Raw genomic sequence first — 11,761 nt, 5'->3', positions numbered from 1 at the left:
ACAGCCGCGACCAGGCCAAGCGCATGATCGAGGACGCCGGCGGCAAGGTTTCCGGCTCAGTCTCGAAGAAGACTGACTACGTGGTGGCCGGCGCCGACCCCGGCTCCAAGCTCGACAAGGCCCGCGAACTGGGCGTCAAGGTCCTCGACGAAGCCGCCATGGAGAAGCTGGTGCGCGGCTAGCGCACTTCCTCCGCCTGGAAGCGCAGGACGTAGCGCGGCCCGCCCGCGGGCGCTCCCGCCAGATACGCCAGGAAATCGCGCACCGCGGCGCCGCCGTCGTGGTAGCCCTGGGCGATGGCGGGGCCGGTGATCTTGCCGTCGAAGTCGAGCACGGTGGCCTGGAGCGGCTGCTCCGGGCGCACCGTGAAGGCCTTGACGTAGCGGTAGGCGCGCGTGCCCAGGTCCACGCGCACCTGTTCGGGACGCACCTTCAGGCGCGCCGCGTGCAATTCGCACAGGCGGTTGATGGCGGCCAGGTTCTCCAGGTCGGTCTTCAGGTTCTGCGCCATCAGGATATCGAGGGCGCGCACGCCCACGTCCAGGAAGGTACGCACCTCCACCGCCTCCTGCTGGCGCGGCTCCATCATCACCAGGAAGAGCACGTCGGCACCCAGGCGGATAGCGGGACGGATGGGCTGGTTGGCGACGATGCCGCCGTCGGTCCACAGCCGCTTGGCCATGGGCACCACTTCGTAGGCCAGGGGAAAGGCGGAGGAGGCGATGACCGCCAGCAGCAGGTCGCGGACCTCCTCGATCTCGGTCTGCACGAAGCCCGGGTCCACGCCTGGGTCGGCGAGCAGTTGTTCGCGCGCGGCGTTGGTGAAGTAGCTCTCCTGGCCGCTCTCGACCTCGGCGGCGGTGAGGACCACGCGCATGGGCGAGGCGCGCAGCTTCTCCACACGCAGGCGATCGCGCAGGAAGCGGGTGCGCTCGTAGTTGGGAAAGAGGCCGCTGCGCAGGGGCAGGCGCAGGACCTTGTGGCTGAGGAAGCTGACGGGCTGGCGCAGGATCCAGCCCAGCGCCGCCAGCAGCAGCGCCAGCGCCGCGCCCAGCAGCTTGGCGCGCGCGCTCAGCAGGACCGCCAGTCCCCACAGGTGCAGGTGGGCGACGAGCAGCGTCAGCACCACGAAGCTCCACACCACCAGGTTGGCCAGCAGGGAGAGCACCAGCTTGCGGCGGTCCGGCTTCCACGCCGATCCCGAGAGCAGGTTGAGGAGCACGTAGCCCAGGTAGGGCACGCGGTCATAGAGCAGGAGCACGGCCACGCCTGCCAGCGCCAGCATGGTCCAGGTGAGCTTGGGATAGAGGAGGTGGATGGCGATCTGGCTCTCCTGCAGCGCCTGGCGCAGCAGGTTGCCCAGCCCCGCGGTGGCCGCAATCAGCCCCGCCAGCATGAAGATGTAGCGCGTCCAGTCGATGCCCACCGCCGCCGGCGTGACCTCCGACCAGGACTGCACCATGGACTCGGCGTTGCCTACCAGGGTGGAGGAGTGGGAGGCGTAGGAGGCGGCGTTGATGCTGCCGATGGAGGTGGCGGCCAGGATGTGGGTAGGCAGGCCGGCGTCCTGGAAGGCCAGCAGCACCCCGGCCTCGTAGGCGCCGCGGGCGCCGCCGCCGGAGAGCACCACGGCGATGCGGCGCCCGCCCGTCGCCCAGCGCGCGGCCGCATCCGGGGGCAGCGCGGCGCGAAAGGCGGCGCGCTCCGCGTCGGCGACGGCTTTGGCTTTGTGGGGCACGCGGGGCAGGATACCGCATCCAGCCGTCAGGTATCAGCCATCAGCCGTCAGGAAAAACGAACCCTTGCCTTACCTGATGGCTGACCGCTGACGGCTGACGGCTAAAGCTTCTGCTTCAGCCGCTCCCAGGTGGTTTCCAGGGCCTCGGGCAGGACGCGCGTCTCCGCCACCGTGGCCATGAAGTTGGAATCCGCGGTCCAGCGCGGCAGCACGTGCAGGTGGAGGTGCCCGGCCACGCCCGCGCCCGCCGCCTTGCCCAGGTTCATACCCAGGTTCAGACCCTCGGGCCGGTACACCGCGCGCAGCACGCCTTCCATCTTCTGCGCCAGCGCCATCATCTCCTGCGCCGCCTCCGCGGGCAGCTTCTGCAGTTCGTCCAGGTGGGCGTAGGGCACGATCATGACGTGCCCCGAGGTATAGGGAAAGGCGTTCAAGATGACGTAGCAGGCGCGGCCGCGGTGCACGATGCGGGCCTTGCGGTCGTCGCGCTCCTTGGGGGCCTCACAGAAGATGCAGCCGGGGGTCTTGTCGGCGGTGGTGACGTAGGCATAGCGCCAGGGGGTCCACAGGTAGTCCATGGCGGCAGAGGGTAGCAGATTGGCGGCATGCAGGGAATGGCGGGGGGCGCGCGGCCAGCGGGGAAAACCCGCCTCCGACGCGCATCGCCCCGGAAATGGTGCAGGGCGCGCGGCGGGTTTCCGGGCTCCATGGTTTGACACCCTTCCGGAGCGGTTGCTATAGTCGAAGAGTTCGTGGCGCCGCCGCGCCGCGGATCCGGCCGCTGGAGCCTCTAGCCCGTAGGTCCCCAAAACCCGGGCTCTTCTATAACGGAAGCCATCTTAATTCCAGCCGTCCGTAGTCACGGGAGCAGCTTCGTTGGATTCGAACCGCGATAACCATCCCGACTCCACGGTTTCCCCGCAGCCTGCGGAGGCCTCCGCTGTGGCGGAGTCTTCCCCGCCGGTGACCACGGCCCCGGAGAGCAAAATCCCTGAGCGACCGGCCGCGGGCGCTCGCAAAGACAAAGAAACCATGGAAGACTTCGCCACCGCCCTGGAAACCTTCACCGCCGAAACCGAAGCCCAGACCCACGAGGACCGCGTCCTCAAGGGCACCGTGCTCAAGATCACGCCCACCCACGTGGTGGTGGACGTGGGCTCCAAGTCCGAGGGCCTGGTGCCCATCGCGCAGTTGCAGGACGCCGAGGGCAACCCCAAGGTGCAGCCCGGCGACGAGATCAACGTCATGATCGAGCGCGGGCAGAGCGAGGAGGGCTACATCCCGCTCTCCTACGAGCGCGCCCAGCGCCTGCGCGTCTGGGACGACATCGAGACGGCCTACACCAGCAAGGCCGCCATCAAGGGCAAGGTGGTGGACCGGGTGAAGGGCGGGCTGTCGGTGGACATCGGCGCGGTCGCCTTCCTGCCCGGCTCGCAGGTGGACGTGCGCCCGGTGCGCAACCTCGACGCCCTCAAGGGGCAGGAGCTGGAAGTCCGGGTCATCAAGCTCAACAAGAAGCGCGGCAACATCGTGGTCTCGCGCAAGCAGTTGCTGGAGGAAGATCTCTCCGCCAAGCGTGAGAAGCTGATGGAGCACCTGCAGGAGGGCGCCACCCTCACCGGCGCCATCAAGAACCTCACCGACTACGGCGCCTTCGTGGACCTGGGCGGCATCGACGGCCTGCTGCACATCACCGACATGTCCTGGGGCCGGCTCACCCATCCTCGCGACCTGGTCAACGTGGGCGACCAGATCCAGGTCAAGGTGCTCAAGTTCGACAAGGAGAAGCAGCGGGTGTCGCTGGGCTTCAAGCAGCTCACCCCCGATCCCTGGCTGGACGCCGCCCAGCGCTATCCCGTGGGCGCGCACGTGAAGGGCCGCGTGATCAGCGTCACCGACTACGGCGCTTTCATCGAGCTGGAGCAGGGCATCGAGGGCCTGGTGCACGTCAGCGAGATGACCTGGTCCAAGCGCATGAAGCATCCCTCCAAGCTGGTCAAGGTCGCCGACCAGGTGGACGCGGTGGTGCTCAACGTCAATCCCGCCGACCGCCGCATCTCCCTCGGCCTGAAGCAGCTCGAGGCCAATCCCTGGGAGACGCTGCACGAGAAGTATCCCGTGGGCGGGACGGTGGAAGGCCGGGTGCGCAACCTCACCGACTTCGGCGCCTTCATCGAGATCGAGGAGGGCATCGACGGCCTGGTGCACGTCAGCAACCTGAGCTGGACCAAGCGCGTCAAGCATCCTTCCGAGGTCCTGAAGAAGGGCGACAAGGTGAAAGCGGTGGTGCTCTCCATCGATCCCGAGCAGCGCCGGCTCTCGCTGGGCATCAAGCAGCTCCAGCCCGACGCCTGGGAGAGCTTCTTCGCCGGCCACAAGGTCGGGGACGTGCTCCACGGCAAGGTGCTGCGCGTGGCCACCTTCGGCGCCTTCGTCGAGGTCGCCGACGGCGTCGAGGGACTGTGCCACAACTCCGAAGCCGCGGACCAGAACGGCGCTCCCATCCGGCTGGAGCCCGGCATGGAGCACGACTTCAAGATCATCAAGATGAACCAGGACGAAAAGAAGGTGGGGCTGAGCATCCGCGCCGTGGGCGAGGAGGGCTCGCGCCAGGACGTGGAAGCCTACAAGCATCCCGCCTCCAGCGCCACCGCCACCATAGGCGACCTGGTGGAGTGGAAGCGCGCCGGCAACGATCAGGACTGACCACGCTCAATCGCGTGAAACTCACCGGCCGCCCCTTGCGGGCGGCCTTGGTCTTTCCTGACGGCTGATGGCTGAAGGCTACTTCCTCAGATTGATCTTCAGGTTGAACACCACTTCGCTGCGGCTGTCGAAGCTGCTCAGCGTCCGGGTGGGGCTGCGGTGTCCCTGGTACTCGGCGTACACCTCGTAGTCCACGTTGGGGGAGAGCGAGGCGAAGCGATAGTTGCCCTGGGCGTCGCTGATGTAGGTCTTGATGAGCAGGGTCTTGGTGTTCTTCAGGTAGACGACGGCATCGGAGAGCGGCCTGCCGTCCTGGTCGGTGACCTGGCCGGTGAGGGTGCGCGTCTGCGGCTCTTTTTCCTTGGGCGCCGCTACCGCCGGCCACACCAGCGCTAGCAGCAGCATCACCGGCAACCACCCCCGCCCCAGAGTGCGCCTCACAAAAGCCTCCTTGCCCCCCGGAGGAGGGGGCTGTCTAGTTTAGATGCAGGGAAAAGTCCTGCCGCTCCTCGCCGTCCAGGTGGATCCTGGCTTCCCCCTTGAGTCTCTTCTTCTTGTGGGTCTGCGCGTCCACCATCTCGGCCTGCCCGGTGACCAGGTAATCCGCCGGCCCCGGCGGCACCCGCTGCGCGAACTCCCCGCGATGGTCCGAGATCAGCTCCCAGTTGGGGCGCCCCTTGCCCGCGGGATGGATCTCCACCCTGGCCCCGTAAAGTGGAAGGTCATCGGGCCCGTAGGCGGTGCCGAAGAGCAGCCCATAGTGCTTTTGCGGTTCCTGGCGGCGGTCCTGGCCGTGGCCCGCGGCCGCCACCCCGGCCAGCAGCAGCAGGAGCAGGAGCGCAGAAGCGGAGCGGACCCTAAGCTTCGTCGCCATCCTCATTCTCCGTCTCCTCCTCCTCTTCTTCCTCCTCCTCGTCCGCCACCCGCGAGAGTTCCAGGGGGTTGGTGGTCACCACCTCGAACTCCGAGCCGCACTCGTCGCAGGAGACGATGTCGCCCTCGTCCACCTCGTCTTCCGCGATATCCAGGTTGCTCTCGCACTCCGGACACGTGACCATGATCGCCTCCCTGCCTCCGGGAATCTACCTGCTATATTTAGATGCCCTTCCCGGCGGGCGTCAAGGGACTCCCGGCGCGGGGCGGGCATCTTCCTCTTCCCGAGGTGAACCGATGCTGGTGCGACTCTCTTTCCGCGCGGCGGCCAGGAGCTTCTTCACCGCCAGCGCGCTGCTGCTGGGGCTGGCGGCAGCCGCGGCGCAGACCCCGCCTCCGGCCCGCCCCGCCCGCAAGGCCGATCTCGATCCTCACATCGTGGCCGCGCTCAAGGCCGTCTCGGCGGCGCAGATCAAGGCCGACATCGTGAAGCTGGTGAGCTTCTACAACCGCAGCACGCTCTCGCCCGCCACCCCCGAAGCCATCCAGTCGGGCCGCGGCATCGGGGCCGCCCGCGAGTGGATCCAGGCGGAGTTCGAGCGCTACTCCAAGGAGTGCGGCGGCTGCCTCGAGGTCAAGACCGAGAGCTACGTGCAGCCGCCCGGCGAGCGCGTGCAGAGCCCCACCGAGATCGTGGACGTCTACGCCGTGCTCAAGGGCACCGACGAGGCCAACGCCGGCCGCATCGTGCTGGTCACCGGCCATTACGACTCGCGCAACAGCGACAACTACAACACCACCGACGCGGCCCCCGGCGCCAACGACGACGCCAGCGGCACCGCCGTCTCCCTGGAATGCGCCCGTGTCCTGAGCAAGCACAAGTTTCCCGCCACCATCATCTTCCTCGCTGTGGCCGGCGAGGAGCAGGGCCTCTACGGCTCCAAGCACTTCGCCGAGATGGCCAAGGCGGAGAAGTGGGAGCTCGAGGCCGTGCTCGACAACGACATCGTGGGCGGCAACAAGACCCCCGGCGACAAGCTCCAAGACCCCAGCATCGTGCGCGTCTTCTCCGAGGGCGTGCCCGACGCGGCCAGCGACCGCGACCTGCGCCTGCTGCGCGCCCTGGGCGGCGAGAACGATTCCTCCTCGCGCGAGCTGGCCCGCTACATCCGCGAGACCTCCAGGACCTATCTCTCCGGGCCCTTCGGCCCCAAGCTCATCTTCCGCCGCGACCGCTACCTGCGCGGCGGCGACCACACCTCCTTCAACCAGTTCGGCTTCGCCGCCGTGCGCATCACCGAGTACCGCGAGGACTTCAACCACCAGCACCAGAACGTGCGCACCGAGAACGGCATCGAGTACGGCGACCTGCCCAAGTTCGTGGACTACGACTACGTGGCCAACGTCGCCCGGCTGAACGCCGCTACCCTGGCCTCGCTGGCTTCGGCGCCTGCCCCGCCCGCCACCGTCCGCCTGCTCACCAGGAACCTGGAGAACGATTCCACCCTGACCTGGGAGCCCTCGCCCGGCGGGCTGGCCGCCGGCTACGAGGTCGTGTGGCGCGCGACCACCGCCCCCTACTGGGAGAACGTGGTGCCCGTGGGCAACGTCACCCGCTACACCCTGAAGCAATCCAAGGACAATGTGATTTTCGCGGTGCGCGCGGTGGATAATAGTGGGCACAGGAGCCTGCCGGTGGTGCCCTTGCCCGAGCGGTAGGCTGCGCCCGTGACCATCTACGACCGCAAATACATGCGCCGCGGCTCCTCCGGCTTTGGCGGTGGAGGCAGCGGCCTCTCCTTCTCCTTCCCGCCCTTCACCAAGGCGGTGAAGTGGCTGGTCATCGTCAACGTCGCCGTCTTCCTGGTCACGGCGTTGCTGGAGAGCGTGGCGCCTTATGCCTACGGCTGGACCATGGCCGTCTTCGGCCTGGTGCCCCTGGCCGTGGTTCACGGCTACCTCTATCAGCTCGTCTCCTACTCCTTCCTGCACCAGAACATCTGGCACATCCTGTTCAACATGCTCTCGCTGTGGTTCATCGGGGCGTACCTGGAGATGGACTGGAAGGCGAAGCGCTTCCTGGAGTTCTACTTCTTCTGCGTGGTGGGCGCCGCGCTGACCACCGTGGGCCTGGCCTACACCGGCATCCACCAGATCCAGCCCGATACCATCACCATCGGCGCCTCGGGCGGCATCTACGGCGTGCTCGTCGCCTTCGGTATGCTCTACGGCGAGATGGAGATGTTCCTCTTCCCCCTGCCCTTCTCCATCAAGGCCAAGTACGTGGCCGCCATCTGGATCCTGATCGCGATCGCGGGCTCGGTGGCAGGCGGCGGACATGTCGCCTACTTCGGCCACCTGGGCGGCGTGTTCTTCGGCTACGGCTACGTGAAGTGGCTGCGGAGGCGGGGCGGCCTCGCCGCCGCCTTCCCCTCGCCCTGGGCCGCCCTGCGCGACCGCTACTACCGCTGGCAGCGGCGCCGCGCCGCCCGCAAGTTCCAGCTCTACATGCGCAAGCAAGGCCAGGAGCAGAGCTACCTCTTCGACGAGCACGGCAACTACATCGGCCCCGACGCCGCCCCCAAGAAGGACGACGACCCCAAGCGGCCGTGGGTCAACTGAGGAGATTGCAGAATGCAGAATGCAGAATTGAGAATGAAGAATGAGGGCTGCCGACAGGTATGCGCGGCCTGCCTTTCATTCTGCATTCTTCATTCTGCATTCTTCATTTCTTCCTGTCCCCGCCGACGACGTGCAGGCGCATGAAGTTGGTGGAGCCGGAGGCCATGCGCGTCCCCGCCACCACTCCCAGGATGTCGCCGGGCTCGACCGCCCTCCGCCGCAGCAGTTCCTGCTCGGCGGTGCGCACCATCTCGTCCACCCCGAGCACGCGGGGCGTGCCCACCGGGTGCACTCCCCAGAAGAGGTGGCAGCGGTGGGAGACCTCGGGGCGCACGCTGAAGGCGTAGATCTGGGCGCCGGGCCGGTACTTGGAGATGAGGCGGGCGGTCGCCCCGGTCTCGGTGAAGACGGCGATGGCGCGCATGTCCAGGTCCTGGGCGGCGTGGGCGACGGACTCGCAGATGGTTTCGGCGATGGAGAGGTGGCGGCGCTCGCGCCGCCGCGCCGGAGCCCAGCCCGCCATGTGGCTTTCGCTCTCGCGGATGATGCGGTCCATCATGGCCACCGCCTGGCGCGGGTACTTGCCGCCGGCGGTCTCGGCCGAGAGCATCACCGCGTCGCTGCCGTCGAAGATGGCGTTAGCCACGTCGCTGGCCTCCGCCCGCGTGGGCCGCGGGTTCTCGATCATGGATTCCAGCATCTGCGTGGCCGTGATCACCGGCTTGCGCCACTCCGCCGCCCGCCGGATGATGTGCTTCTGGATCACCGGCACCGTCTCCGGCGGCATCTCCACGCCCAGGTCGCCGCGCGCCACCATCACCCCGTCGCACTCGTCGAAGATCTCCTCCAGGTGGTCGATGGCCTGGGGCTTCTCCAGCTTGGCGATCACCGGCACGTCCCGCCGGCGGGCGGCGATGAGCTGGCGCGCCGCGCGCACGTCCTCGGCGGTGCGCACGAAGGAGACCGCCACCGCGTCCACCCCGTGCTCCAGCCCGAACTCCAGATCGCGAACGTCCTTGGGGGTGAGCGCGGGCACGCGGATGGCCGCCCCCGGCAGGTTGATGCCCTTGTGCTCGCCCAGCAGCCCGCCGTTCACCACCTGGCATTCCACCTCGGCGCCGCGCACCCGCTGGACGCGCAATTCGATCAGGCCGTCGGAGAGCAGGATGCGCGCCCCCGGCTGCACCTCCCGGGCCAGGGTGGGAAAGGTAGTGGAGAGCAGGCGAGCCGTGCCGGGCACGCCGCGCGGGGTGATGGTGAGCGTGGCCCCGGTCTTGAGCAGCACCGGCTTGCCCTGCTGCAGCCGCCCGGTGCGGATCTTCGGTCCCTGCAGGTCCTGCAGGATGCAGAGCGTGCGCTGCTCTTCCCTTGCCAGGCGGCGCAGCCGCCGGATGAGCGCGCCGTGCCCGCGAGGGGTGCCGTGGGAGAAGTTCAGGCGGGCCACGTCCATGCCCAGGCGCAGCAGGTCGCGCAGCACGCCCTCCGGGGCGCAGGCGGGACCCATGGTGCACACGATCTTGGCGCGACGCTGCCAGCGCGACGCGGCCTCGTCCTCGCGGATGTCCTGCTGGGTCATGGGGCGCTCACCGGGAGGAAGCCGCCTCCGCCGGCGCGCGGACGGCCAGCTTCTGCGCCCGCGGATAGCACAGGGCGTTGAACTCCGCTCCCACCAGCACGATGATGGAGGTGATGTACATCCACACCAGCAGGGCGATGGCGGCGCCCAGCGAGCCGTAGATCAGGTTGTAGGTGGCGAAGCGGCGCACGTAGAAACCGAAGCCGAAGGTGGCCAGCAGCCACAGCACGGTGGCCAGGGTGGCCCCGCCCAGCACCCGGTGCCAGGGCTGGGTGCGGGGCACGCCCGCGTGGTAGACGATGGTCATCACCGCGATGCTGGTCAGGGTGGCGATGGCCCAGCGCACCGTCGACCAGAACAGCAGGATGAGGAAGCGCACGTCGCCGAAGGTGCGGATGGCGTGCAGCACCATCCAGGTCTCGATCTGGTTGCCGAAGGCCACCATGATGGTGGCCGCGGTCATGGGCACGATGGAGAGCAGCACCAGCAGGAAGGCGATGCCGCGCTCCTTCCAGAAGCCCCAGGCCTTGGGCAGTTCGTAGGCTTTGCGGAAGCCCTCCATCCACGAGATCATGATGCCGGAGGCGGCCAGCACCGTGATCATGCTGGCGGAGATGAGGATGCGCACCGGGCGCTGCTGGTGGCCCTCGAAGTAAGCCATGGCGCCGGAGTGCGTGCCCGGAGGCAGGATGCGTCCCACCGCGTACGCGATCTCGCGCACGAAGGCCTCGGTGGTGTGCGAGGTGGCCAGCACCGCCGCCACCACCAGCAGCCCCGGGAACAGGGTCAGGATGGAGGAGTAGGCCGCGGCCTTGGCCAGCATGAAGCCGTCATGCTGGAAGGTGCGCCACACCGACGCCTGCAGCAGCTTGAGGAACCGCAGCATACGGGAGCAGGTAGCTTACTTGGGCGCGCCCCCCGGCGCAACGGCCAAAAGAATCGCGGTCCCGCCGGGCGGGACCGCGATGACTGGCAACTGGGAACCGGGAACTGGGAACGGCGCTACTCCGCCGCCAATTCCTCGGTCTCGCCCTCGTGGCGCAGCAGCTCCAGGGCGCGCTCGGCTTCCTCGTAGGCCGCCGAAACCTCTTCCTGCACCTTGGCCGCCGCTTCCTCCAGCTCGGGCGAGAGGCGCACGTTGCGGTAGTACTCCATGCCCGTGCCCGCGGGGATGAGGCGCCCCACGATCACGTTCTCCTTGAGGCCGCGCAGGTGGTCCACCGCCCCTTGGATGGAGGCCTCGGTGAGCACGCGCGTGGTCTCCTGGAAGGAGGCCGCCGAGATGAACGACTCGGTGGAGAGCGAGGCCTTGGTGATGCCCAGCAGCAGCGGGCGCCCGGTGGCGGGCTTGCCGCCCTGCTGGATCACGCGCTCGTTCTCCTCGCGGAAGCGGAACTTGTCCACCTGCTGCTCCAGCAGGAACTGGGTGTCGCCCACGTCCTCCACCTTCACCCAGCGCATCATCTGGCGCACGATCACCTCGATGTGCTTGTCGGAGATGTTGACGCCCTGCAGGCGGTAGACCTCCTGGATCTCGTTGACCAGGTAGGCCTGCAGCTCCTTCTCGCCCAGCACCGCCAGGATGTCGTGAGGGTTGAGGGGGCCGTCCATGAGAGGCTCGCCGGCGCGCACGCGCTCGCCCTCCTGCACGTTGACGTGGACGCCGCGGGGCACCGCGTACTCCTTCTCGGTGCCGTTGTCGGCCACCACGTAGACCTTGCGCACGCCCTTGGAGATCTCGCCGAACTTCACCGTGCCGTCGATCTCGCTGATGACGGCGGGATCGTGGGGCTTGCGCGCCTCGAACAATTCCACCACGCGCGGCAGACCGCCGGTGATGTCCTTGGTCTTGGTGGTCTCGCGCGGGATCTTGGCCAGCACGTCGCCGGGATGCACAGTGTCGCCGTCCTGCACCATGAGGTGGGCTCGCGAGGGCATCAGATAGCGCTTGCTGCCCTTGCCCTTGATCACGATGGAGGGCTGGTGCTTCTCGTCGGGCGACTCCGCCACCACGTGGCGGGAGAGGCCGGTGACCTCGTCCACTTCCTCGTGCAGGGTGACGCCCTCGTGCAGGTCCTTGAACTGCGCCGTCCCCCCGATCTCGGTGAGGATGGCGAAGGTGTAGGGGTCCCACTCGACCAGGGCCTGGCCCAGGGTGACCGCCTGGCCGTCCTCCACCTTGACGCGGGCGCCGTAGACCACGGAGTAGCGCTCCTTCTCGCGGGCTTTCTCGTCCACGATGGTGA

The 11,761-nt window shown here is 68.0% G+C and carries 12 protein-coding genes; 4 read left to right on the top strand and 8 right to left on the bottom strand.

What is annotated here, in order from left to right:
- A partial coding sequence (locus VEG08_03455; GenBank protein HXZ27038.1) for a BRCT domain-containing protein occupies window positions 1-182 on the top strand: 182 nt, incomplete at its 5' end.
- Here VEG08_03455 and VEG08_03450 read toward each other — a convergent pair.
- A complete protein-coding gene (locus tag VEG08_03450) occupies window positions 179-1,738 on the bottom strand; it encodes a patatin-like phospholipase family protein (protein ID HXZ27037.1) in 1,560 nt (519 codons plus the stop codon). The two genes, VEG08_03455 and VEG08_03450, sit on opposite strands and share 4 nt — an antisense overlap.
- 101 nt (window positions 1,739-1,839) lie before the next feature.
- Window positions 1,840-2,316: an HIT domain-containing protein gene (locus VEG08_03445; protein ID HXZ27036.1), complete on the bottom strand. Its 477-nt coding sequence runs from the start codon at window positions 2,314-2,316 to the stop codon at window positions 1,840-1,842.
- Between the two features lie 364 nt (window positions 2,317-2,680).
- On the opposite strand from VEG08_03445, the gene VEG08_03440 reads away from it, so the two are divergent.
- Window positions 2,681-4,444, top strand: coding sequence for a 30S ribosomal protein S1 (locus tag VEG08_03440; protein ID HXZ27035.1), 1,764 nt, complete (start codon window positions 2,681-2,683; stop codon window positions 4,442-4,444).
- Between the two features lie 78 nt (window positions 4,445-4,522).
- Here VEG08_03440 and VEG08_03435 read toward each other — a convergent pair whose 3' ends face one another.
- The 3 genes from VEG08_03435 to VEG08_03425 are packed head-to-tail and all read right to left on the bottom strand — an operon-like array spanning window position 4,523 to window position 5,502.
- On the bottom strand, window positions 4,523-4,885 hold the full coding sequence (locus tag VEG08_03435; protein ID HXZ27034.1) for a carboxypeptidase-like regulatory domain-containing protein: 363 nt from the start codon (window positions 4,883-4,885) through the stop codon (window positions 4,523-4,525).
- A gap of 34 nt (window positions 4,886-4,919) precedes the next feature.
- On the bottom strand, window positions 4,920-5,318 hold the full coding sequence (locus tag VEG08_03430) for a hypothetical protein (GenBank protein HXZ27033.1): 399 nt from the start codon (window positions 5,316-5,318) through the stop codon (window positions 4,920-4,922).
- Window positions 5,302-5,502: a hypothetical protein gene (locus VEG08_03425; protein HXZ27032.1), complete on the bottom strand. Its 201-nt coding sequence runs from the start codon at window positions 5,500-5,502 to the stop codon at window positions 5,302-5,304. The genes VEG08_03430 and VEG08_03425 overlap by 17 nt, the downstream gene beginning before the upstream one ends.
- Before the next feature lie 112 nt (window positions 5,503-5,614).
- Here VEG08_03425 and VEG08_03420 point away from each other — a divergent pair, with 112 nt between their 5' ends.
- Window positions 5,615-7,036 (top strand): M28 family metallopeptidase, encoded by a 1,422-nt coding sequence (locus tag VEG08_03420; GenBank protein HXZ27031.1) that lies wholly within the window; start codon window positions 5,615-5,617, stop codon window positions 7,034-7,036.
- 9 nt (window positions 7,037-7,045) lie between these two features.
- Complete coding sequence (locus tag VEG08_03415) at window positions 7,046-7,939, top strand: rhomboid family intramembrane serine protease (GenBank protein ID HXZ27030.1); 894 nt, start codon at window positions 7,046-7,048, stop codon at window positions 7,937-7,939.
- A gap of 103 nt (window positions 7,940-8,042) precedes the next feature.
- On the opposite strand, the gene pyk is transcribed toward VEG08_03415, so the two are convergent.
- From pyk to VEG08_03400, 3 genes are all read right to left on the bottom strand, one after another.
- Window positions 8,043-9,515: a pyruvate kinase gene (gene pyk / locus VEG08_03410; GenBank protein ID HXZ27029.1), complete on the bottom strand. Its 1,473-nt coding sequence runs from the start codon at window positions 9,513-9,515 to the stop codon at window positions 8,043-8,045.
- A gap of 7 nt (window positions 9,516-9,522) precedes the next feature.
- A complete protein-coding gene (locus VEG08_03405; GenBank protein HXZ27028.1) occupies window positions 9,523-10,401 on the bottom strand; it encodes a YihY/virulence factor BrkB family protein in 879 nt (292 codons plus the stop codon).
- A gap of 116 nt (window positions 10,402-10,517) precedes the next feature.
- Window positions 10,518-11,761: DNA-directed RNA polymerase subunit beta' (locus VEG08_03400; GenBank protein ID HXZ27027.1), on the bottom strand; the 1,244-nt coding region annotated here is incomplete at its 5' end.

This window comes from Terriglobales bacterium, from assembly GCA_035624475.1.
In the GTDB taxonomy this organism is placed as follows: Bacteria; Acidobacteriota; Terriglobia; order Terriglobales; family Acidobacteriaceae; genus DASPRL01.
Note: the sequence above shows the minus strand (reverse complement) of the source record. Positions and strands in the feature narration are given on the sequence as shown.